This window comes from Sphingobacterium kitahiroshimense (assembly GCF_025961315.1).
GTDB classification, from domain to species: Bacteria; Bacteroidota; Bacteroidia; order Sphingobacteriales; family Sphingobacteriaceae; genus Sphingobacterium; species Sphingobacterium anhuiense.
Map to the genome: position 1 here is coordinate 1 of NZ_JAOQNK010000001.1, position 23,328 is coordinate 23,328.

Below are 23,328 nucleotides of genomic sequence, written 5' to 3' on the forward strand. Positions count from 1 at the left end.
AATGATGCTGTTATTGGACGCATCTAATACAAGTACTTCACTGTTATATCTTTTTTCCCCCATAAAGCTTATGATTATCCTATATGAACCCAAAGAAATCGGAACAAATTGGAAACTCCCATTTTTTTTAGTCTGTTTAATTTGGACTATCGAAGAATCGCTTGTAGCATAAAGACTTACGGTAGCTCCCTCTACAAAATCCCCTTTCCTATTGACAACACTACCTGAAATACCCGTAGAGACCTGGGCTACTATCTGTGTAGTTGTAATCAGTATGACTATTATTGTTATTATAAATTGTTTCATTTAGGATGTTGTTGCGTTTAAATTTTGGACATAGGTATTCCATCCCGCTAAAAGCAGGTGACAATACCAGTAGTGAGAAGCTTAGTTAATACTTACAGATTGCGTATAATTGAGTCGGTCTGACGGGTTTTGGACATATTTATTTAATATATACTGATGTAACTTTGCACTTTGTTTTTCATCATTGATATATAGAGCCTTATTCGTAATTCGAATGGTAAATTTGTTTTTATTAGGTATTAATTTTCGGTTCATTAAGTCCGCTACCATTTCCTTACCCTTTACGCGTTCACCCTTTATCGGTTTTGATTGATCATTTATACTTGTTGGTGCTTCAGTATAACGGGAGGGAGGAGTTATGGTAAATGCTGCCGTGATTAGTAATGTACATACGAAACATACTGTTATAATCAATCTTTCGATCAGATTTAGAGATGATTTTTTAGTTCCTATTATTCTTTTTACCCGATTTAATAGAGATCCACCATCTCCTGTCAATGCCATACTCCATGTAGGAGTTAATTCTTGGTATTCTTCACACGCTACGAGTGCTTGGATATATTCAAGTTTGTTACCCGTTATTGTAACAGCTATATCATCGCAACAATTTTCACGTTCTTCTCTGATCAACGATGAAATCCATAAAACAGCAGGATTGTAAAACAACACAATTTCCGTAAAACTTTGCAGTAGATTCATCAGAAAGTCTTTTCTGTATATATGGGCTAGCTCATGTGCTATAATAGCTTCTACCTGCTGTACGGGTAGCCTATTTATTAAACCAATCGGCATTAGGATAACAGGTTTTAAATGTCCTATAACCATTGGCACCTGTGCAAGCCCCGATTCGACCAAAGAAATGGTTCTAGTTACACCAATTCTTTTGCAGAGCGCAGTCATTGTTTGGAGCCAATAAGCATCCGCTGGAACAATATTAGTTTTTTTAAGCTTATATATAGTATGCATACCAGTTGCCATTCGCACAGCCTTTATACATATCACAAAAAACCAGATTAGGACAAGGAATATATAATAATCCGTCAGATTGTTTATTGCACTAAAGCCCGAACTCGTGGCATACTGCATATAATCTGTTTCTTCTATCACATTTCCAGTATGTGTCGTTTTAGGGGTACTTCCCAATATATTATCTGCTACATTAAACTGATGTATGAATGTCAATAACGTAATTGCGGTGAATAAAATCAATGCTCCAGAGAGTAATGTATACCGAATGCGTGCAGTGGTATAAGATCTCAATAATAAAATTATTCCTCCAAATAATGCAATTATGACACCTTGCCATAATGAATGTATGATGGTATTTCCTATAGCTCTTATTAAGAGATCAACAAATGTTGTATTTAGTGATGAAAGTTCCATAATTCCTGATTTTTAAGTTATCATTTAATATTATTTATTATCTTCAAGATTCTCGATTAAATTTTTGATAGCTTGAAGATCCTCTTGAGAAGTTTTTTTATTTCCCAGTAACTGCATCACCAAGTTGCTCGCTGATCCCTGATAAATAGTTTTTACAAAGCTATCCAGTAAATTACTCTTTGTTGTTTCCTCCTCTTCGACCACGTGGTATATATGCTTCATTTGACTTTCATCTCTCTTTAATAGTCCTTTTTCAGTCATGATCTGCATCAGTTTTAAAGTAGAAGTATAGTTTACCGGTCGTTCTTCATTAATTGCCTCATTGATCTGTCTTACAGTAGAAGGCCCTAATTTCCATAGCGCTCGAAGTATTTCAAGTTCTGCTTTAGTTGGTTCATTTTTTTGGTTCATATTGGGTTTATTATTTTTTACATTATAAAGGTAGGAAAAATTTCGTACGAACAAAACTTTATCTTAAATATTTAAGTCTGCCTATGTCAAAATATTACTAAAGGTGTGTAAGTTAGCGTAGAAAAAATTAGAAGGATTCTATGCAGTAAAATCGAAAAACTGAAATAGAACATCGTTCTAAAATATACAGAACCGTTTGGGATGACCAAGCGGTTTTTTTATGACTTTGTTGTAGACGTGTGGGTAGTTTTATTGCATTGATCAATGTTTTCTGTATGGTGTAGTAGGAGTGTTTACAAAGATTTTTGTAACTTCATTTCTAAGCACAGGATTTTGGTATTCGTGTATATATTTTTGGCAATCATTTAGCAGGCAGAAACCATATCTTTTGTATACTTTTCTAATTCCAAACTCACGTTAATAAAAATTTAAATGGGCTTAAAAACTTTTGATATTTCATCATTAACGCAAACGGAAATACAAAGTTATTTGCACGCTGCCATTGCACCCCGCCCGATATGCTTCGCATCCTCTATTGATAAAAACGGCAAGATTAATCTAAGTCCGTTTAGTTTTTTTAATGTTGTCAGTATGAATCCTCCGATATGCGTTTTTTCGGTGACAAGCAGGGCTCGGGATAACAGCAATAAGCATACGCTTGAAAACGTTTTGGAAATACCTGAATGTGTGATTAATATTGTGAGCTATAATATGGTTCAACAGACCTATTTAACAAGCACCGACTATCCAAAAGAAGTAAATGAGTTTTTAAAAGCAGGGTTTACTGAACTGCCTTCAGAAACGGTAAAACCACCCAGAGTAGCAGAATCTAACATTCAATTGGAATGTGCTGTGAATGATGTAATATCGTTAGGGAGAAACGGAGGAGCAGGTAATTTGATTATTGCTGAAGTAAAACGCATTCATATCAATGAAGATATTTTGGATGATAATGGTAAATTAGACCCTCATAAAATGGATCTGGTGGCTCGTTTAGGTGGTGATTGGTATTGTAGGGTAACCAGCGACAGTTTATTTAAAATAGCCAAACCCATAGATAATGGAGGAGTAGGTATCGGCATAGATGCTTTTCCTCAACAGATTAAAAACTCCAGCGTATTAACCGGGAATAATTTGGGTTTATTGGCACTTGTTAAATCGCTGCCTTCAGATGAGGAGGTAGAAGCCTTTAGTAAAACTGATGAAGTAAAAGAGCTGCTTAATACCAATATCAAGAATCGCACGGTGCTCCTGCAATTAAAAGCTCAGCAATTGTTAGATAATGGACGTGTAATGGATGCATGGAAAGTGCTGCTGATGTAACCAAAATGGCCTTTCATTTCCATTTTAAAATGCTATCATTACAATTATTAATGTTCTTAACTTACACTGTCGAATAAGTTATCAACTCCAATCTTAATTATTTAAGATCAATAGGTCCTATGGGTGCCAAAATGGATCCTCAATTTTATGGAAATCAGATGCAGATAAAAATTGCAGACAAGTTTTAGATATACAACTATTTTATTACCCATGGGCAATTGCCTCCAGGAAATAAAATTTTTAGATAATTATTTATGCATTTTAATATAAGCTTAATAATGGATGCAGGATCTAATCATAAATTAGATCTTGTTAGCGATCTTCAAAAAAAATTAAAAATTTTTTTTGAAGGAAGATTTTATGGTTCAGACCTAGAAAGTTATGTTATCGGTTTTACAAGTGTTTTAACCCCTCCAGGTTTTGAGCATCTTTTTAAAGCCAAGAAACCTTTGTACGTTCGTGATAAAACAACAAAAAACAGATTTACAGGAGAGATGCAGAGAATGGTAAAATTATTCATTGATAACATTGTTTTAACTTCTGATGAGTATGAAAGTTTTGTTTCCGGCAACGATTATGATAGTATGGAACTTTTAAAAACTAGAATATTGGAGTCCTTATCAAATTTAGATAAGCTGCCCAAGGCTGTAAAAGATTTTGATAAAGAAAAGTTCAAAATGGACATGAAAGCTTGTTTATATGATTCTGTTTAGATATATGTAATAAGTGGCAAGTACTACTTTCATTTTTTTTTTAAATGAAAGTATAAATTTATACCACACGACCAAATACTACTATTTCTACTCCATTGCAAACTTTAATGGAGGCAAGAAAAATAATTCATAAACATATTCCAGTTAAATAGATAGTCATGAATTTGAACATACATGAATTGAATGAGAAATTTAAAGAATTAATCACTAAACCACTTAAATCTAGTGAAGATTTAAAATTAAAAGAAGAAATAAGAATTGCTTTAGAAAAATCTTTAAGAGAGGAGCTCGCAGAATTAGTGAACGACCTTAATTCAATAGGAATTAAAATAAATTCTGTATGGGACTTGGTTAATACAAATGAACGATATCCTGATGCTATCCCAATTCTATTAGATCACCTACAAAAAGATTATCATGAAAGAAATATAGAAGGAATAATAAGGGCATTAGCTGTAAAGGAAGCAAAAGGAAAGGCAACTCCTTATTTAATCACTATGTATCACCAAATCCCTAAAGATAATGATTCATTACGTTGGGCTATTGGCAATACTATAGATATGACAATTACTCAAGATGACGTCAAGAGCATTTTACCAATCGTTCAGGATAAAACAAACAGAACCTCAAGACAGATGTTTGTTTTCGCTTTAGGGAAAATTAAATCTGCAGAAGTAGAAGATGTACTAATAAATTTGCTTAATGATGATGAAGTAGTTGCTCACGCTTTAATAGCACTTGGAAAAATTAAATCACAAAAAGCAAAAGATAAAATAGCAATATTGACAGATCACCCTAAACCTCTCGTAAGAAAGGAAGCTCAAAAAGCATTAAAAAAAATAATAAAATAAAATATGAAATTATTTTTAACAAGTGATAGTGATTGGGAAGCAAAAATTAATAGCATAACTAATCTACTTTATGAAACTGATTATACTCATTTTTTTGAAGAGCAATATTATGGTAGTTCTTTGGATTGTGTAGCGATCGTGCTAATGTGTCAAGATCCGAGTCTGAATCTAAAGCAAAGAATTAGACTGTCAAAAAAGGAGAAGACTATTTACATGGATATTATGCTTGATCTAAACCAATTTTTGAAAATTGAACAGAAGGAACGAAAGAAAATCGTAGTTGAAAAGCTGATTAATGAGGTTCCTGTTATAATTAGGAAATATAAATTGGAAGATTTTGACATCCTAAAGTTTGAATCAGATTTAAAGAAGTGGATGATAAAAATCTTATAAGTAGAAGTATCGTTTATGAGTGAAGTTTTTTAAGGTTTTTATATTTATTAAATGTTTGAAAAATGGTAAGTCTTCAAAAACAGGGAAGTTTACCCTGTCACTACTGCAATTTTTATGGTAGTATTTGTCGGAATGGTATCTAATGCAAATTAGTTTCTTCACAATTGGGATATTCTGTGAGATATGATTGTACACGGAGCAATGTTCAGTTGAATCCGAGGATGCTTAATTCAAGTAATAATCAAGACAGTAAGGATTGAATTGCTAATAATTCAGGACTCGCAGAAAAAATAGGCTGGATGATAAAGGATAGCCTGATACTAATGCTCAGTAACAACTACCAATGTACATGGACCTGATGGAAGTGTGCAAAAAGAATATAGTAAAGGGCATGGGAAAAGTTGGTCTATTGAAAGTGAGAGGGATGATCACGTGCATGATCATAAACCAAAACCCAATCCTCATCCAAATGACCTTAAACCATCTGAAAGACAACAGGGAAGAACTCCAAAAAAGGACGAATTAGAGAAGGATCAAAAAAGACAAAAAGAACGTCAAGATAATTGAAGAAGTAATATGGAATATTTAGCAAAAGATGATAAATTAATGGATATTTTAGTAAATCAAGCATATTTGCCAAATGCTGTAATATCCAGCATTAATATATGTTTGATAGACGAGATCCTATGTGTAGAAGTATATTTTAAAATTCATAATTCGAAAGCAAATGAATTGAAAATCATATTTCAGGTTGTCAAAGAATATGGATTTAATTATAGTTCTATGTCTTATTTTTACAACATAGAAATGTTTAAACTTTTAAAATGTGATGGATTTTATTATATAAGTTTTGATCCATATGAAGATGACCTTGAGAAAAGATCGGCAATGGATAATGATTTAATATTATTTGAACATTTTAAAGCTTACTCAGCTTAAGCGGAATTATTTCAATTATATTCGAATCCAGCAGCTTTAGAGCGAACTACTTTCTATTTCAATGGAAAAGTAATACCTAGTCCATTTTAAAACGATAAATTATGAGCAAAGAAATTTTTAAATCAAATAAATATTTTACAGTTTTTGACTTTGTAATTAGTCATGGTCAATTATTGTTAAGAGCCAGTAAGGATGAGGATAATTTTAAGAATATCGATATCATATTTTTTGGCACGAGATATATTCAATTATTCACATCTTTATCTGGTTTATCAATTAGTTTGGTAGAGAACAATAAAGAAATCATTAACTACTCCACGGTAAATTCTTTTTTGAGTACTAACGAAAATTATTTATTTGAGATAGAAACTAAAAATGAAAAATACTATGTCGGCGCTTCTTACTTTAAAGTATATGAGAATGAATTGGAATTTAACGAAACTAGTTTAGGATTGAACGAAATTAAAGGAAGAGAAAAGGAAATAGCAGGAAGTTGCTAACAGAGGTACATTTTATTTAGGTATGTCTAATGCAATCGGATTTGGAGAATATAGCATTCAACAACTTCAAAAAATAGTGCCACAATTGAGGAGTGCCGCAAATCAACTATATAATAATCTTAATTCAACATTAACAAGAACTGGTGCATGACCTGGTCAGGCAGATAATGTATTAATGCATATTACCAATAACGGGAAAATGCTAGTTACAAAATTAAATGGGGAATTCATTGCAGTAATTAACAAGACTTCAAACTCACATTATGTGAAAGCAATACCAATTAAATAAGTAGATGACAGAATTTAAAGAGCTAATTGGACAGAAAGTTGAAAAATTATATCTTATAATATGGCCTCCTTTCGGAGAACAAGAACTAAGTGATATTGATGTTTCATTTGGTTTTATTTTCCAGAGTAACAATAACAAATTATGTGTTATCAGTGTTGATAAAGATGAATTGTGGTTTCCTCATATTTTATATCAATCATTACCTCAAAACGAATATGATGGTGGAGATTATAATCAAAGAATAAAGATGTGGATGAAAGGAGAAGATGATAATTTTATAATTGATAAAGAATATTATGATGTAACAAAATGTGAAATGTTTGAGAATATTATTGGTTCTGAAATTATTGATATAAAATTACTTTTCATCGAGTATAATGTAGAGCCTTTTGGAATAAAACTGATCTTTAATAATGATTATATTATTTCTATGCCAAATTCGGACGGTAATACAATAGAAACAAGGATATTCAATAAAAATAATGGAATTGAAACTTTTAAACACTTAGGAAATGTAATTTATTCAAAATTGGATTAATAACGTTTGGAAATTGAACAAAAGGTTAATGAAAGACTATTTTTTGCATGTTAAGTTGCTTTCTGTTTATTAGTGTTGTTTACAGAATGTCGGAAATAGAGATAAGGAAGTGTTATATTAGAAGTGAGCGCTTAATAATGTAAAGGAGAAACCTCCTCCCAAAAAACTGAACATTTTAAAAGTAGAAAATTGATAAAAATACGAGCGATCAAGATTTATTTAATGGCTAGGAGTGTAACTCGAACTGTGCCATTGGATTAAAAACTTAAAAACCGCGTTCCAGTTTGAGCCTATCTCCAAATTTAATATAAAGTTGGGATATAGTCAAGCCCCAGTTGTGCACTGGCATTGTCTACTTTTTAGAGTCAATAATGAAGTTACCGATTATGATTGGAATTCGGGAGGTGGTAAAGTTCGAAATACTTTAATCCAAGTCGAGCGAGCCAGAACGGGATTGGCAGATGGAATGGGCTTTAGGACATATTATTATGGTACAGGGACATTAAACGAGAAACGAATTTTTAGACCACAGTATCCTAAAGTAGGTGAATCAAAATTTTGATAAGATGAAGATATTTATAACAACTCTTATTTTTATGACATTGTTTTCGTGTTCAAATAGTGAGAAGAATAATTTAGGCAATGGATTTCACATCATGAAAGGCGATAGAGAAGAAGATGACGTGGTGGTTTATTGTAAGGAGAAGGATAATAGTGGTTGCTTTGCAGGTGTATATATTGTGCCAAGTTACGATCTACATTATGACTCGATAGGTAAGTTTCATGTACATGTCCTAGGTGCTGCTGTAAGTAACAACGTAATAGCTGTAGAAACTTTTAATAAATTTATCGCAGATACAAATTATTGGTTCATAAATAAATCTTTAAGTTTTCATTTGGATACGTGCGTTGTTGATTGTGAAAAGAGCATTAATAAATATTGTGAAGGCCCTTTTAACAAAGAAAGAGCTCTTGAGTATTTAGGCGCGAAAAAAATCAAATTGAAAAAAATGTATGGACATTCAAAAATATTTTCCGATTATATGAAAGGTATGTAATTTAATGAAAAAGCACGACAATACGATTACGGAGCTAGATCCTATGATGCAGAGATCGGCAGGTGGAATGGGATTGATCCATTGGCAGAGCAGTATAGACGCTGGTCTCCCTACAATTATAAATATGAATATATAATTTTAAAGGCGGCTAGAAAAGAGGTGGATTTGTTAAATGTTAGTTGCAAAGAAGAAGCAGAATGGAGGCAAAAGGTAGATCTTAGTGATGAATTAGGAATTCTCAATATGAGGTGACATCCTCCCCAAAAAAATACATTTTAAAAGTATAGCATTCTGAGATGAATTACTAATTTTAAATGTTATGATAAGACTTTTGAAAGAAACGACTCTCTCAGATAAAAAGAGCTTTGGTTTTTGAAAATTAGAATAACAGCAATAGCTGTTTATAGACATGAGAATGATAAATATGAAAATAGCATCTCTTTTTATAGCCTGCAGTATATTTAGTATTATTTACCTACAGAGCTGTATAAATAATAGCGAATCTAACACCGGGGAAAGATCACCTTTAGTATTCTCAAATTTTGATTCATTAGAGCATTATTCGATTGCAATTGATCTTTATAAAATAAGCGAATTGGAGGATAAGCAAAATAAAATCGAGAAAGATAACCTTTTGCTGTCTGTACTGCAAGATAATCAGGTTGATATTTCTTTGCTACCTAGATTGAAAGAAATAGGATATTCAAATCGCTCAATCAATAAGTCACTTTATAGACCTATAGATTCTTTATTTTTTTCAAAAGTTCGAAAGCATTATCTCGATACCTCATGCATACAAGAGTTTCGTGATATCCTAGTTTTTTATAAAGACAAAAAGTGTATCGGAATCGCTAAAATCTGTTTTGAATGTAGAGCCATGGTTTCGTGGAGTCAAAATCTGAAATTTAAAGGTTTTGGTGATTGGCCAGATTATGATGTGTTGAACCCAATATTACAAAAAATCTAGCTATTGATGATAGTTTAGTTTTATATTAGATTACCATAATAACATATAAAACAATATGGGAGCATTTGCGAAATTTGGTGGATATATCGCGGTGAAATGGGTAATTTTTTATATCTATCTTTTTTTAGAAGGTAATTCCAAATGGGATTTTGGAAGGGTTAACGTTGAAGGGTTTTTCTTGGCGGTATTTATGTTGCTTTCTCTTCCAATACTTGAAGTAGTGTTATTGTTTCTTCCTGTAAGATTGTCTTTTCGACAAAGTAAGTGGACTAGGCTACTGATCTTATTTTGTGTTTTTAGCTTAGAGTTTGCTTTAGGATGGTATGAAACTAACCAAGACTTGGAAACTTGGATGCTCGTTAAAATAGGCTTGAGTATATTGTTATTTCTACTATTTTACAGGAAGCAATTCATCAGCTAAGAAAGTTGGAAATCTCAAATTAAGCAGTTTTGGCACATTTTGCTAGCCATACTCCTTTTAAGGATACTTAATTTATTTTCTCGAATCTAATAAATATGATTAAATTCCAAGTTTATTAATAGATTTAATAGAAAGCCTAATTTGTAATCAATGAACAAAATTAATAGTGCACAAAAGATATTCGAAAAATTCTCTGATGATTTTAATTTGAAACATATTAACGCATCAGGAACACAAATAATTCAGGGGACATATAGGAATGCAAATAATCCCGCAACATTTTATTTAAATCCACAAACCGGATTGAATGTTATGGCATCTCCATCAGGGCATTTTATTAGCTGAGCCACTTTAAGTCCCGCGCAAATTCAAGGGATATTAACAAAAGGATTTTTATGGTAAATTATATAAAATTATTAGATAAAATAAATTTACAAAAGTATATTTATCTTATTGATGTGTTTTTATCTAATGAAATTACAGTTTCATGTTTTTTGGAGTATTTTCTTCAAACTAGAAGAGAAGATAACTATTGGTTGACCTCATCTTTCGATGATGAAGTCAACAGTATTATGGATTCAATTTTTCTTGATATTGACGAATATAATCCAGAAGAATTGTATGACCCTAATGATGGCTTTAATATTAACGAAGAAGAGTTACGGATAAGGTTAGACAACAAAGTGTCTTTATTAAAAAAGTTTAAATATTTGTTTTAATAATTGTTATAGGATCTATATTTATATGGTATGATCAGCAGGCGTTTATTTCTTACAACCTTGTGTTAAAGCCTCTGTATATTCCTTTGTTATTGGTTGACCGCCAAGTTTTTTACATTCATTGTAATACTTCCAAGCATTCTCACAATCCTTTTTTACAAAGTAGCATACTGACATTTTAAAAAGGGTATTTTGGTTTTTGGGATCAATAGAATAAGATTTTTTAAAGTTATTTATAGCCAAATTGAAATCTTTATTTCCATGATTTTCCATAAACCTTGTCATATAAACAGTTGCCTTGTCGGTCAGAATGTTGGAACTGTTAGCATTTAATTTCAAACCTTCGTCGTACTGCTGCATTGCACTTTCAAAATCCTCGAATGAAAAATAAATAGCACCGAATCCCCAAAACACATCTGCATTTGTCGGGTCGAGAAGCCAGGCCTGATTAAACCTATACATGGCTGTTTTTAAGTCCTGCTTATATAAATAATCAAAGCCCAGTTTAATCAAAAGTTCAGAAGCTTTACGATTCGTTCCAGCTTTTTCTAAATACGACTTTATAAGTTCCTGATCAATTGTTTTTTGCTCTTTAGTCTTGACAGCATTTCCATATTTAGGTAGAAGACGTATTTCAGTTTTTGCTTCTTTTTTCCAATTTGAATACGTTATTTGTTGTCCAAATATGAGAGTCGTAATAAGTAGAAGAATGCATGTTATGGTGTATTTCATTGTCGATAAGTAAGTTTTTGTTTTGCTCTATTGTTCAGCTATGATTTACATCAATTACCCATTAGTATAGTTTCCTATTATACCGCTCTTATTAACAGCAGAAAACATGGGTTAGCAAGACTTTATAAAGAAGCTTGATCGGTATGCCCAATTGAAGCCATTTAACCCAGCTTTTGGCAATACCTTGTTAGCAATAGTAAATTTGCCTCAGAACTGAACTGGTAATTCAAAATCAACAGACTTTGTCCCATCTTCATATTCTATACCTTTTAAGCTCATATAAGTTTTACCATTTTTTTCAATTCGTCCTATTGTGAATTTGTACTGAATCACATTTAATGTGTTTCGGTTTTTAAAATCAGCCATGTCAAGATTTTTAGGAATTTCAAATTTCCAACTATATCCCTTCCATTTGCTCTTTAGTGCATTTTTGTCTGTTGTAACATTTATTGTGTCGGCCAATAACATTTTATATTGTCCATAATTTACAGTATTATTTTTTAAGTCAATAGTCAGTGAGTCTAATTTCGCAAGTTTGTTATGTGATTTAAAGCGAATTAAATCATCTTTAATTTCAATAAAGATATTCTCTTTTCCTGTCGAAACGACTTCAACATTATTCATCCAAGCCATTAGTTCTGTATATTCTTCTTTTGTCACACCCAACCTTTCATTATAAGGCATAGGTTCTCCATTTGGAACAGTTTTCATATACTCTAAAAACCACTCATAGTTTTCTGTAATTGCTGATTGAATTTTTTTTGTCAGTTCAACTTGCCTCGGACTTTGTAAAATATTGTCCATAATATCAGCTTGCACATTTTTATTTGGGAGTAGCTCCTTCAAGTCAGACTGAATATTTCCAGTCAAATTTTCTTGTGAATTTGTTGTTTGACTATTTCCACAATTTGTTGAAAAGATTAAAAGCATTAATATATAAAATGTCAGTTTCATTGAGGTTTGTTTTTATTAATGGCAATATTGTTTAGTAAGGCTAATATACAGAATCTTTCCCCAAATCGTCATTATAATACCGATGATTGTCCATCTTGTAATCGCTCATTCAGCATGATTAGAAGTATAGTTCTTGATAGAAGGTAACTGGACATCATCTTACTGGAGATCGCGCTTCAGGAGCCTCTAATCGACGGATGGAGAAGGATTGTAAGACTTATGGCCTAACAGATCCTATTTGGAAAGAAGATGGTGATCATCTTATACTTGAGTTTCCTGGACTTGGAATAGGTGAGGGTGTACGTGAGGGTGTACGTGAGGGTGTAAATGATATTGTTGTAGAAGGTGTACGTGAGGGTGTAAATGATAGTCTTAATAGACTTATTACCCTTATAAATACTACTCCTGGTATGAATGCTAAACAACTTGCTATTGCTATCGGTAAAGGTCATTCTACTGTTGAACGTTATCTTAAGCTACTCCGCGAAAACATGTTGATAGAATTTCGAGGTGCACCAAAAGATGGAGGATATTTTGCTTTGGATAAATAGGCTTTGTTAAATTTTCTAACTAGCTCATGTTAAATCATTTCGTAAACAAAATATATGCTTTACAATTACAAGTGTAAAAATTCATTAAAATGATATCCTCTTTATTGTCATCAAGTATTCACAAGTAAAAGTACCAAAGAAGCCAAAAGCAATATGCAAAATTCACTATGCATTTATTCTACTGCTCTGCTTGTGAATGGATTTATTAAGGTCAAAAAGTTTATCAATAAGAATTTTATTTGTTACCCAAAGTAGTCCGCCAAGAATGTATACGCCAAGTTTTCCGTTCTCTCCATTGTAAATAATGGAGTCGTGAAAAGTCTTCTCAATAGTTACTTGCTCAAATGTCCAGAGTATATAGTTCAAAATAAAACTCAAAACCGTCCAGCCAAATTCGAAGTTTGTTGTCAAGTAGTAAAAGGTGATTTGCAAAGTAAATACCGTAATATACATAACAGTAAAAAAATACCAACCAATGTTCGGAAGTACCGCAAGCGCCCCTTCAACTATTGGAATTGTCAAAAGTGCAAGTCCTACACCAATTAAATATTGTATGGTTATTTTTTCCTGCATTGGAATAATAAGCTGTCGATTAATTTGTCCGGAATACCTCCATAGTCTTGAACTCTAAAATTGTCCCAGGAAGTGACTGCCATCATATGAAACTCATAATTCTCATTCATTGCAGTAGATCCACTAGCTGTCCCAAGTAAAAATATACCGACCTTATTTCTTGGAGGCTCATTTTTGTTCTTTTCAAGTGTGTAGTCTTCGTTAAAGTCTTGCTGTATAAGTTCTGGTATTTTTTCTATTTTGTTCCAGTTTTTATAAACAAAATAATACTCTTGGTCTATGATACCAGTCTCAAATTTGTTTGTGAGTATCATAACTCCATTATCTGGAATTTTGTAAATCAGTCTTCCGTCTACTTTTGGAACAGTCTGTCCACAAGGCTCATTATAAATTAGCGTGATTTGACCTCTAAAGTCTTTAGGAATAAGAAAGGTCTCTGGTGTCATATGCTTTGAGGCTAAAAAGACGAATGCAAGCATTCCAGGATACCAAAGTAGCAGTGGTAAAAAGGTCGTTAGTAATTTTGTCTTTAGCTTGATTTTAGAGAGCCATACGATCAAAAGTCCGATTATAAAAACTGGTCCTCCAAATATTATCCAATAAAGATTTAAGCAAGCAATCCAACTTAAAATAATCAGAATAATTCCCGTTTTATAAACTCTCATTTTTTATTTGTCGTATTTGTAAAATTACAGATGGTTTGTGGCTTGGCGAAAATGGCAAACTGAATTTTAAATTTGTATCACGGTTAGCATAAGAAATATAGTATTTGCTAATATACTACAAAAGGAAATAAAAAAGACTTTTATCAGCGATGAATGTAATTGATTTTGAATTAATATAAAAGGTGTAATTATCATTTTGATTCCTGAAACGAATCGAAAGAAAAAGGCGCAATTGCAATCGGTAGTATAAATTATGCATGGTCTGTTAAGCAGACTCGATAAAGCCGAATGTTTTCCTCTTTTTCTCGCCTTTACGGTTTCCCGTATACAAGGTAAAATAAGATTACTTATTATTGCGCGCAATTGCAGAATACATAAGTATTTTGCTTTTAATCTTTAACCATGAATTTTAATTTATGTCGTTTATGATTTCTGGTTATTCATCGTACTATTTTGTTTTTGTATAACATCTGTGCACATCCTCTGCACAGGTGCTGTATAATTTTGTTCAACATCGTTATTATAAAAGAAACATATTGGGTTTTATAATAATGGTTTTAACAAATTAAAAAGCAAAATTATGAGACAAACAAAAGTTCACAATCTGATTATTCTCGATGAGAGTGGTTCGATGTCAGGTATCAAATCATTGGTCATGAAAGGTTTCAACAAGACCATTAGCACCATCAAGGAAGAACAACAAAATTACCCTGAGCAGCAACATACCATTTCAATTATAAGCTTTAATGGCTTTGGCAAGAAAATGCTTCATTTTTGCGATCCTGTAACAAGCGTAGACTTTATCGATGAAAAAAGATATATACCCGATGCATCTACACCGCTATACGATGCCATCGGATTTGCAGTAAACAAATTAAAACTGGTTCTCAATCAAGAAGAGAGTTACCATGTATTAGTTACTATCTTGACCGATGGTGAGGAAAATGCATCAACAGAATATTCAGCCCTTGCAATTCGACAACTCATTGGGCAACTCAGTGAATCCAATTGGAATTTTACCTATATCGGTACAGATCATGATGTAACCAAGGCTGCAGAAAATATAGCGATCAAACATAGTATCAGTTTCGACAAAAATACCAATGGTATCGAAATTATGTTTCAGAAAGATCGTGAATCCCGTAAATCTATTTATCGTAAAATATTTGATAAATTTAGCAGTTCAGATAAACATCATTCGGATTATGAAGGCTCTTAACAGTGATTTACGAAGTAGAAAGTGATTTAAAAAATAAAAAGATCAAAATAGTAGCACTATTTTGATCTTTTTATTTTTTATTATGTGTCGATTGCAGCATCTTCGTGTAGGAAAAATAATCAAATACAAAGGACGGCCGTATGAAAGGAAATGAAGTAAATAAAGTCTTGAATACCATTACAGGATTCTATACCAATAAAGGTGGTATCGATACAATGGATTATTCGGTTACGCTCTATTTACTTTGTATTTTTAAAGAAGATATTGTCGATCATCAATTAGATAAAGACGCAGTAGTACTTAAATTGATAAATAACGACGGCAGTAGCTACGGATTGTATTCCCTTTTAACTTCCTTTCCGGTTATTTCATCCTTTACAGCAGATGATCTGAAATTCTTGTTGGCTCAATTTGAAGAATTATCAGAAGCACATTTTCAGCATGGCTTTGTCGAGTTATTTGAAACATTTTTCCGTACCATTACAGAATCTGTATTTTATAAAAATCGTGGAAATATCATGCATCCCAAGATGGCATCACTTATTTTCTCCACGGTAGATCTTCCAAGTTATAGCACTATTTACAATCCATTTGCAGGCAATGGGGATCTTATTCCATTAATATCAGACAACAAAAAGTACTACGGTCAGGAATACAATGAAGATCTATGGCGGATCGGTCAGTTGCGGCTTTATGTCTATAAAAAAACAGAAGAGTTTATCTTACGATGTGAAAGCAGTTTGGCCAGTTCATCCGATCATGAAAAATTCGATCTGGTATTTATGAACTTTACTTCTCCCTTTCAATTTGAGGGTATCGAAGAACAAAACTACGACGCAGAGACCTATATTATAGATTTAGCAACCAACGCTACCAATGAAAGTGGTAGGGCGATCGTTTTATTGAATAAATCATACTTCATCAACCTTTTAATAGATTCTGATGATGAAACATTCTCTCGTTTAATTTTGCAGAATTACATTGAAAAGGTACTACTATTTCCTTCCGGTGTATTTCGTCATAACGGTACGGAAGTAATGACGCTGGTGATCAACAAGCATAAGACAAATGATCAGATCGCTATCGTAGATTTTAGAGATCAACTCAATTTTTATAAAAATAGGAGACAACAGATCGATTGGAATAGAGTAGATGTAGATCATTATTTAGATGAAAGTCTATTAGGAAATACACTCTATATGGACAATGGCGCATTGTTACACAATCCAAGTGCCTTACTCGGTAACCGATTCTTCATCGATGATCCCGAGTATGTACCCCTTGGAGAAGTGTTGGTGCCCACAATATTGCCTACTGTAGAAGAAGATTTTCCAGAATATGTAATTCGCGTTTCCAATTTAACAGGCAACAATATATTTCCGTCCAAGTTTGTTCCCGGTATTATCGACCGCCAGCGTAACAGTTATTATATTGTCCAGGATGAAGGCCTGTTACTTACCCTACATGGGCGACAGCTTCGAGCAAGTCATTTTAATGGAAGTTATCAGGCATTGCTTTCGGCAGTTATTTATCATTTTAAAGTTAAAAAGAAATCCATTTTTAGCTATCGTTATTTGGTAGAACAGCTCAAACAGGACTATGTGCTTAACCAGGTCAATGCTTTTTCAAGTTCGTCCATGCACAAACTGAGTTTGGACAGTTTTCTGGCTATCCGTATCCGTAAACCCCGACTTGAAAAAAGTCGAAATCTGTTTAAGAAACGTAAGATTGATCAGACCGATGATTCTTCAGATCAATTCATGATCAGCTATGGTATTGAACCAGATGGATCAGATGAGCAGGAATTATATTTCTTGAGCGAACCTTCCACCGGTATCAATCAAGCAAATGTTGAAGATATTGCCATCAATGAAAACAACGCATTGCTTCGACATAAGATTGCCGGTCCAGTTTCCAATCTCGAGTTTTATGCACAGACCATTAAGGATATTTTACAGCAAAGAATACTCAAAACGGTGCCCGATCTTTTTCAAACGAAAACCAATGAAAAACAGATTTTGAATCTAGGCCAACTGTTGGACAACCTGATGCTAGACGCAAAAAAAATTGGACGTGAATTACGCAATCATACCCATGAGTTTCATGTCCATGAATACCATTTACATGAAGTAAACCTGCTCGTTTGGGTTGAAGACTATTTCAAAAAAATTAAGAGCCTGTATCCAAATATACAGATGAGCTTGCAGATTTCCGATGAAATTATTGAAGCTGATCCCGAAGGCAAAACAATGGGTTTGATTATCAATGCAAACGACGAACTACTGACCATTTTATTTGACAATATCCTGAGTAATATCCGTCAACATGCTTTTGATTGGAAGGAACTTGAAAATCGAAGAATAGAGCTTCAGGTAGTGCTTAATAATACCGAAAACAAAGTATTGGTCTACATTGCCAATACAGGAAAGCCATTTCCAGTAAGCTTGAGTCTGAGTGATTTTAAACAACGAGGTGTCAAATATGGTGATACCGCAGGAAGTGGTCTTGGCGGTTATATCATCTCAACGATAGTAGGCTATTTAAATGGTGACTGGTTTATTTTAGACGAATCCAGTGATCAAGGGTCGCAGTATACCGATCTTGTCACCACCTTCGAACTTTCTATCCCTTACATTATTTAATTCAAGATCTTATGGAAAATATATTTCGTGTGTTTTGGGTGGATGATGAGTGCAATCACCTATTTAATATTCGTCAGAAAGCGGTCGATCATCATATTGAGCTCATTGCATTTACCAATTCCCAAGAAGCCATTTGCGATCTTGAACTACATTATATGCATTACGATGCCGTCATACTCGATGGCATATTCTATCAGAAGGCAGACGAGCAGGGAGATGTCACCAATCAAGTCGGACTGATGAAAGTCGTTGAGATACTGGACAAGATCAGTTCCAAGAAAAAACTGCCTTGGTACATCCTTACAGGACAAGATAAAATCAAACAGGACAATGATTTCCTAAACTCCAAGGATAAGCTAGGCGACATATACGACAAATTAGATGATCGGCAGATCATTGCGCTATTTGACCGCTTGAAAGATGATTCATCCCGAAATCTTGATACCCAGCTCAAACATCAGTATCAAGCAGCGTTTCAGATTTTCAATGGATTATTACGATTCGAAGATTCTGTCCATCTGTTACAGATCTTACGTTCCTATCATTCCGATAAAACTGTATTTTTTAGTGAGTTTAATGCTATTCGCACCATCCTTGAACTGCTCGTAGACAAATTAAAAAATCTAAGAATCATTTGTCCCAGTATCCGTGAACTCAATAAAGTTGGACTCTTTCTCAGCAAACGACACCGGGCATACGATTACCATCAAGATATCGTACACCCCTTGATCGCAGAATTGTTTGTGCAGAACCTAAAAATTACGCAGGATGGATCCCACTACAATGACGGGTTGCAGTTGCGCGTTCTGGAATACGCGAGCAACTATAAATCAAATTACCTTTCAATCTCTATTCTCAACAATCTATTAGAACTCTTGAGCTATTTTGGGAAATTCCTATTTGAAAATCAGGTTATCGAACATAATGAGAGTCGTTGGACCAAGAAGAATCTTGTAGAGGGCTTAGTGACTGCACTTCACGAAACAACAGGTCGTGCCACCTTCGTATCAGCGGATAAGATTAGTTATCAAGTACCGTATGCACTTGTCCACAAACACCATTTACAAGTAGCCGATCGTATCAGCGTGCTGCTTAGAGACCAAGGTGATCAGATCAAAGAGATCTTTAAACACTAGCATTCTTTAGCCAATCATTTTATTGATGCACATCCACTGCATCGTACCGTAATATTTTTGTATCAACAAGACACAAGAGTATGTCTATGTTGGTCGTGCAAGCATCTGTTTTCGTTCCCGCACTTCCTTTTAATCATTTTTTTGACCGCCACATCGGGGATTATGTGGCACAAACTATTGTATATGAAAAGAGCAATTTTAATGCTAACCCTTGCCGTTTTAACCAGTATTATGAACCTGACATTTGCCCAGCGTAAGGTGACTTTGTATTACGATGCCCACAGCAAAGGCGTTGAATCTAAAAAGCAGTGTGTATTCTACCGTGAAATGAGTTTTGACGATCAAAAAAGACCAATAGGCGAAATCCGCGATTACTGGAAAAATGGGAAGTTGCAAGGTATTGCCGAAGGAGCTCTACATGTTGATAAGAACGATGACTCAAAGACCGTATGGACAGGTAAAGTAACAGTGTTTGATAAAAAAGGAAAGAAAGTACAAGAAGGCAATTTTTCCACTAGTGGTAAGCCACATGGAAACGTTACCACCTACGACAGCAAAGAACAACCATTTATGGTTCAAGAATACACCAACGGTCTACCTGCACACAACTGGTATATCCGATATGAAAAAGGAAATCCTGTGAAGACATCCTATCTCAACCATTTACCTATGAATGCCCTTACCGAAGATCAGGATATATATCCGCTTATTGAGCGGAAGGTGAATTATAACGATGGACGTGTTATCCAGTATTATTATGTTGATGGCGTATCGATTGCAGTGCAATTTACCGAAGAAAATCTTTATGGAAAATACTATGCCAGCTATATCACTATAGAGAATGGAACAGATGAAGAGATCGTGCTCAACCCAGACGATTTTAGTGTCATTAGTTTCAAAGGTGGAAAGGCCAGTAAAGAAGAAATCATCCCTTATGATAAGTATATGAAAAAAGTCAAGCGCAAGCAGGGGTGGAGCTCATTTTTCAATGCATTTGCCGAAAGCCAGGCTGCCAGTCAAGCAGGGTATTCAGCGTTGGCATCAGCAGGTGCAGTTGGAGTAGTCAACAATCATGGCGGTGCAGCGGTTGCATATGGAGAAAATGTTGCAGTAGGGCACAGCGGTTCGGCGCAGTATGCAGCAGACCAGCAAGCAAAGCAGAATGTTCAGAAATACGACAATGCCCAGTACGATATCCGGAACAGTATTTCGCAGGGCTATCTAAAGATCAACACCATTATGCCACATTCTCGTGTTATCGGTTATGTCAACGTCAAAAAATCAAAAATGGAGGGCATGCTGCTCAATATTCCTATCCGAGGCAAGATCTATCAGTTTCAATGGTAATTGGTGAAAAATCAATCAATTTTGTAAGTTAAACGAATTCATGCTTTTTTAAACAATTTATTAAAGAAACTTGAAGATGATGTAAATTGTTTGTAGATTGTGTTGAATTCACGAACAAAAAACCTATTAGCAATTAAAATAAGCTTGATGAATTTCGAATTAATCGCATATTTTATTGAACAGTACTCTGTAATTTCTTGAGTTTAAATATGAAAAAATATAAATTAAGATTCTCTCTTTTAACAAATAGTTGATGTCTACAATGGAATTAAAATATACCGAGAATGGAGTCGGTGTTGTTATAGAAAACTTTAATATAAAAACTGATTTGACATCAGCTAAGATTGTTGAAATTCAAACTTTGCTTAATTCATATCGTGTTGTTGTGTTCAAAAAACAGAGTTTGAATAATGAACAATTTGAAGATTTTGCATTTAGGTTTGGTGCTCCCTTTACTACTGATAGTAAGAATCAGGTCTTGGGAAGTGAAGATCGACAGAGTTCTATTGTTGTTGTTGGAAATCAAGCTCTAGAATTTGAAAAGTCGTATTTAGGGCATCAAGAAGTTCTGCCGCATTCAGACCATCAGTGGCTAAAATATCCAAGTGCGGCATCGATGTTATATGCAATTGATGTAAATGAGAGATCAGCAAATACTATTTGGTATGACATTGCCAAAGCATATGCACTTTTGGATAGTGATATGAAAGCTATGATTGAGAGTATTAAAACTATTGTTTATAATCCTTTCCATAGACCTTTTGGATCTGTAAAATGTAAGTACGTGGATCGGGCAATAGATATCCCCCCAGGGAATGTTTATCCACATCCATTGGTTAGGACTCATCCTTTGACGGGTGAAAAGATATTGTATATAAATTTTGCGTACGAGCTTGAATTTCAAAATCTCTCTGTAGCAGAAGGAACTAGATTACTTGAAGAATTGTACCGCCACGTTCAACATATAGATTGTAAATATGAGCATCGATGGGAAAATGGTGATCTAGTATTCTGGGATAATAGGGCAACATTACACTATAGACCCTCATTTGATTCAACTGTAAGGAGAGTTTTAAAAAGGGTCAGTATTGCTGGTGAATATCCATTTTGATTTTTTTAATATCCAAAGTTTAAATAGGATATTTTTAGTAAGATTTATAAATTTTGGGGATAAAAATATAAATAATATTATTGAATGTTAAGTGAATTAGAGAAACATATAAATATTATCTTAATTGGTTGTGGACCTCACGCAAGAAGAGTTTATATTCCAGCATTTGAACAAATAGAAAATGCCACCATAGCGTTGATCATCGATCTGAAAGATCAAGAAGCTAAAATTAGGGAAAGTTTAGACGTTGGTCTTGAAACCAGTTTTATGTTTATTGATCCTTTTGAAGGAAGTCTACCAGATAGTGTGGTGGGTGATCTTTCTGAATTTCTTCGTAATAACAAAATCGATGGGGTAGTAATAGCTACTGAACCTTTGGTTCATTATGCATATGCCAAGTGGGCTTTGGCAAATGGACTGAATATTTTGATGGACAAACCTATCACAACTAGAGCGAATGTCGTGTCAAGTTATGAAGATGCCAAAGGTATCCTTGATGACTATGAAGATTTACTTCATGATTATAATCGACTTCAGAATATAAAAGAGACTGTTTTTATCATAAATTCACATCGTAGATTTCATAAAGGATTTCAGTTTGTTCAGGAGCAAATACGAGAAGTTGCTACTTTGACCAAATGTCCAGTTACTTTCATTCAAGCTTACCACAGTGACGGTCAATGGAGGTTACCCAATGAAATAGTAACACAAAATTATCACCCATACTGTACAGGATATGGAAAAGCATCTCACAGTGGGTATCACATATTTGATACTATATATCAGTTCTATAAAGCATCCATAGATAAGGAGAAAATAGCCGACCAATTGGATGTCTTCAGTTCATTTGTTAGGCCAAATGGTTTCATTAAGCAAATTACTGAGAACGACTATAAATTTGTTTTTGGTCATAAATACAATGCTGTACATCGATGGACAGACAGGGAATTATCTTCAGTTTTTGCCCATTATGGAGAGATGGATCTTTCTTCCATTCTGACATTGAAAAAAGAAAAGGAAGTTGTAGCTAATTTTTCTGTAAACCTAGTTCATAACGGCTTTGCTGGAAGAACCTGGGTTACCCCTAGAAATGATCTATATAAGGGAAATGGACGAATCAAACATGAGAATTATATAATTCAACAAGGACCATTCCAAAGTATTCAAATACATGCTTATCAAGGAAATGATAGGCATGATACTCATGCTATAGAGGAGGACTTGGGCGGAAAGAACCATTTCGATATTTATGTATTTAGAAATCCATTAATCTCCAATGGTCTGCAACAGCCACAAGTTTACAAAGTGTCTGATCTAATAAATGATAGTCCAAAAGAATCAGGTAACATGATTACGATGGAATGGGTTAAATTTAAAGTAGTAGAAGAATTTGTAGCCTATCTATCTAGTGAAAAATTAAAAAGCGAGATGACATCTTTATTGGATGACCATCTTTTTCCAGTACAAATTATGAGTGGCACTTACCGTTCAAATATTGACAAATCGGTGGCGTCTTATTCGATCAGTTCCGATAGTGTTTTTGGGAAATCTTTCCTTGAGAATTGTATGTCGTAGTATTAATGATGT

Annotated in this window: 29 protein-coding genes; 22 read left to right on the forward strand and 7 right to left on the reverse strand. The window is 33.8% G+C overall.

Annotated elements, in window-relative coordinates; genetic code table 11:
- The 3 genes from M2265_RS00005 to M2265_RS00015 all read right to left on the reverse strand — a co-directional run.
- On the reverse strand, nucleotides 1–306 hold a 306-nt coding region (locus M2265_RS00005), incomplete at its 3' end, for a carboxypeptidase-like regulatory domain-containing protein (protein WP_264599335.1).
- Between the two features lie 81 nt (nucleotides 307–387).
- Nucleotides 388–1,689, reverse strand: coding sequence for a M56 family metallopeptidase (locus tag M2265_RS00010; RefSeq protein WP_132768785.1), 1,302 nt, complete (start codon nucleotides 1,687–1,689; stop codon nucleotides 388–390).
- A 30-nt stretch (nucleotides 1,690–1,719) separates the two neighbouring features.
- Nucleotides 1,720–2,100, reverse strand: a complete 381-nt coding sequence (locus M2265_RS00015; RefSeq protein ID WP_132768783.1) for a BlaI/MecI/CopY family transcriptional regulator — start codon at nucleotides 2,098–2,100, stop codon at nucleotides 1,720–1,722.
- Between the two features lie 432 nt (nucleotides 2,101–2,532).
- Here M2265_RS00015 and M2265_RS00020 point away from each other — a divergent pair, with 432 nt between their 5' ends.
- The 15 genes from M2265_RS00020 (at nucleotide 2,533) to M2265_RS00090 (ending at nucleotide 10,811) form a co-directional block, all read left to right on the forward strand.
- The gene (locus M2265_RS00020; protein WP_132768781.1) at nucleotides 2,533–3,423 is read left to right on the forward strand and encodes a flavin reductase family protein; all 891 of its coding nucleotides are present in this window, start codon (nucleotides 2,533–2,535) and stop codon (nucleotides 3,421–3,423) included.
- 278 nt (nucleotides 3,424–3,701) lie between these two features.
- Nucleotides 3,702–4,136: a hypothetical protein gene (locus tag M2265_RS00025; RefSeq protein ID WP_132768779.1), complete on the forward strand. Its 435-nt coding sequence runs from the start codon at nucleotides 3,702–3,704 to the stop codon at nucleotides 4,134–4,136.
- A gap of 158 nt (nucleotides 4,137–4,294) precedes the next feature.
- A complete protein-coding gene (locus M2265_RS00030; protein WP_132768777.1) occupies nucleotides 4,295–4,987 on the forward strand; it encodes a HEAT repeat domain-containing protein in 693 nt (230 codons plus the stop codon).
- Nucleotides 4,988–4,990: 3 nt separating this feature from the next.
- On the forward strand, nucleotides 4,991–5,380 hold the full coding sequence (locus M2265_RS00035) for a hypothetical protein (RefSeq protein ID WP_132768775.1): 390 nt from the start codon (nucleotides 4,991–4,993) through the stop codon (nucleotides 5,378–5,380).
- A gap of 366 nt (nucleotides 5,381–5,746) precedes the next feature.
- On the forward strand, nucleotides 5,747–5,947 hold the full coding sequence (locus tag M2265_RS00040) for a hypothetical protein (RefSeq protein WP_132768773.1): 201 nt from the start codon (nucleotides 5,747–5,749) through the stop codon (nucleotides 5,945–5,947).
- Nucleotides 5,948–5,956: 9 nt separating this feature from the next.
- A complete protein-coding gene (locus M2265_RS00045) occupies nucleotides 5,957–6,319 on the forward strand; it encodes a hypothetical protein (protein ID WP_132768771.1) in 363 nt (120 codons plus the stop codon).
- Between the two features lie 101 nt (nucleotides 6,320–6,420).
- On the forward strand, nucleotides 6,421–6,819 hold the full coding sequence (locus tag M2265_RS00050) for a hypothetical protein (RefSeq protein WP_132768769.1): 399 nt from the start codon (nucleotides 6,421–6,423) through the stop codon (nucleotides 6,817–6,819).
- Nucleotides 6,820–7,112: 293 nt separating this feature from the next.
- Complete coding sequence (locus M2265_RS00055) at nucleotides 7,113–7,646, forward strand: hypothetical protein (RefSeq protein ID WP_132768767.1); 534 nt, start codon at nucleotides 7,113–7,115, stop codon at nucleotides 7,644–7,646.
- Between the two features lie 313 nt (nucleotides 7,647–7,959).
- Complete coding sequence (locus tag M2265_RS00060) at nucleotides 7,960–8,208, forward strand: hypothetical protein (protein WP_132768766.1); 249 nt, start codon at nucleotides 7,960–7,962, stop codon at nucleotides 8,206–8,208.
- Nucleotides 8,209–8,212: 4 nt separating this feature from the next.
- Nucleotides 8,213–8,704, forward strand: a complete 492-nt coding sequence (locus tag M2265_RS00065) for a hypothetical protein (RefSeq protein ID WP_132768764.1) — start codon at nucleotides 8,213–8,215, stop codon at nucleotides 8,702–8,704.
- Nucleotides 8,705–8,708: 4 nt separating this feature from the next.
- Entirely contained in the window at nucleotides 8,709–8,840 is a 132-nt protein-coding gene (locus tag M2265_RS00070; RefSeq protein ID WP_262708408.1) for a hypothetical protein, read from the forward strand.
- A 288-nt stretch (nucleotides 8,841–9,128) separates the two neighbouring features.
- Nucleotides 9,129–9,671: a hypothetical protein gene (locus M2265_RS00075; protein WP_132768762.1), complete on the forward strand. Its 543-nt coding sequence runs from the start codon at nucleotides 9,129–9,131 to the stop codon at nucleotides 9,669–9,671.
- Nucleotides 9,672–9,726: 55 nt separating this feature from the next.
- Nucleotides 9,727–10,092, forward strand: coding sequence for a hypothetical protein (locus M2265_RS00080; RefSeq protein ID WP_132768761.1), 366 nt, complete (start codon nucleotides 9,727–9,729; stop codon nucleotides 10,090–10,092).
- Nucleotides 10,093–10,242: 150 nt separating this feature from the next.
- On the forward strand, nucleotides 10,243–10,437 hold the full coding sequence (locus tag M2265_RS00085; protein ID WP_132768759.1) for a colicin D domain-containing protein: 195 nt from the start codon (nucleotides 10,243–10,245) through the stop codon (nucleotides 10,435–10,437).
- Between the two features lie 50 nt (nucleotides 10,438–10,487).
- Nucleotides 10,488–10,811 carry a colicin immunity domain-containing protein gene (locus tag M2265_RS00090; protein WP_132768757.1) on the forward strand — a complete coding sequence of 108 codons (324 nt, stop codon included), beginning with the start codon at nucleotides 10,488–10,490 and terminating at the stop codon, nucleotides 10,809–10,811.
- 45 nt (nucleotides 10,812–10,856) lie between these two features.
- On the opposite strand, the gene M2265_RS00095 is transcribed toward M2265_RS00090, so the two are convergent.
- On the reverse strand, nucleotides 10,857–11,543 hold the full coding sequence (locus M2265_RS00095) for a tetratricopeptide repeat protein (RefSeq protein WP_132768755.1): 687 nt from the start codon (nucleotides 11,541–11,543) through the stop codon (nucleotides 10,857–10,859).
- 207 nt (nucleotides 11,544–11,750) lie between these two features.
- On the reverse strand, nucleotides 11,751–12,497 hold the full coding sequence (locus tag M2265_RS00100; RefSeq protein WP_132768753.1) for a hypothetical protein: 747 nt from the start codon (nucleotides 12,495–12,497) through the stop codon (nucleotides 11,751–11,753).
- Nucleotides 12,498–12,694: 197 nt separating this feature from the next.
- On the opposite strand from M2265_RS00100, the gene M2265_RS00105 reads away from it, so the two are divergent.
- A complete protein-coding gene (locus M2265_RS00105; protein ID WP_132768751.1) occupies nucleotides 12,695–13,048 on the forward strand; it encodes a hypothetical protein in 354 nt (117 codons plus the stop codon).
- Between the two features lie 165 nt (nucleotides 13,049–13,213).
- Here M2265_RS00105 and M2265_RS00110 read toward each other — a convergent pair whose 3' ends face one another.
- Both M2265_RS00110 and M2265_RS00115 read right to left on the reverse strand, forming a co-directional pair.
- The gene (locus tag M2265_RS00110; RefSeq protein ID WP_132768749.1) at nucleotides 13,214–13,621 is read right to left on the reverse strand and encodes a hypothetical protein; all 408 of its coding nucleotides are present in this window, start codon (nucleotides 13,619–13,621) and stop codon (nucleotides 13,214–13,216) included.
- Nucleotides 13,606–14,286 (reverse strand): DUF6843 domain-containing protein, encoded by a 681-nt coding sequence (locus M2265_RS00115; RefSeq protein WP_132768747.1) that lies wholly within the window; start codon nucleotides 14,284–14,286, stop codon nucleotides 13,606–13,608. Before M2265_RS00115 ends, M2265_RS00110 begins: the two co-directional genes overlap by 16 nt.
- Before the next feature lie 580 nt (nucleotides 14,287–14,866).
- Here M2265_RS00115 and M2265_RS00120 point away from each other — a divergent pair.
- The 6 genes from M2265_RS00120 (at nucleotide 14,867) to M2265_RS00145 (ending at nucleotide 23,316) form a co-directional block, all read left to right on the forward strand.
- Nucleotides 14,867–15,505: a vWA domain-containing protein gene (locus M2265_RS00120; protein ID WP_132768745.1), complete on the forward strand. Its 639-nt coding sequence runs from the start codon at nucleotides 14,867–14,869 to the stop codon at nucleotides 15,503–15,505.
- Nucleotides 15,506–15,645: 140 nt separating this feature from the next.
- On the forward strand, nucleotides 15,646–18,147 hold the full coding sequence (locus M2265_RS00125) for an N-6 DNA methylase (RefSeq protein ID WP_132768743.1): 2,502 nt from the start codon (nucleotides 15,646–15,648) through the stop codon (nucleotides 18,145–18,147).
- 11 nt (nucleotides 18,148–18,158) lie between these two features.
- On the forward strand, nucleotides 18,159–19,283 hold the full coding sequence (locus M2265_RS00130) for a hypothetical protein (RefSeq protein WP_132768742.1): 1,125 nt from the start codon (nucleotides 18,159–18,161) through the stop codon (nucleotides 19,281–19,283).
- Nucleotides 19,284–19,466: 183 nt separating this feature from the next.
- Complete coding sequence (locus M2265_RS00135; protein WP_132768740.1) at nucleotides 19,467–20,630, forward strand: hypothetical protein; 1,164 nt, start codon at nucleotides 19,467–19,469, stop codon at nucleotides 20,628–20,630.
- Nucleotides 20,631–20,883: 253 nt separating this feature from the next.
- On the forward strand, nucleotides 20,884–21,741 hold the full coding sequence (locus M2265_RS00140; RefSeq protein ID WP_132768738.1) for a TauD/TfdA dioxygenase family protein: 858 nt from the start codon (nucleotides 20,884–20,886) through the stop codon (nucleotides 21,739–21,741).
- A gap of 84 nt (nucleotides 21,742–21,825) precedes the next feature.
- Nucleotides 21,826–23,316 carry a Gfo/Idh/MocA family protein gene (locus M2265_RS00145; RefSeq protein WP_132768737.1) on the forward strand — a complete coding sequence of 497 codons (1,491 nt, stop codon included), beginning with the start codon at nucleotides 21,826–21,828 and terminating at the stop codon, nucleotides 23,314–23,316.
- Nucleotides 23,317–23,328 lie beyond the last annotated feature (12 nt).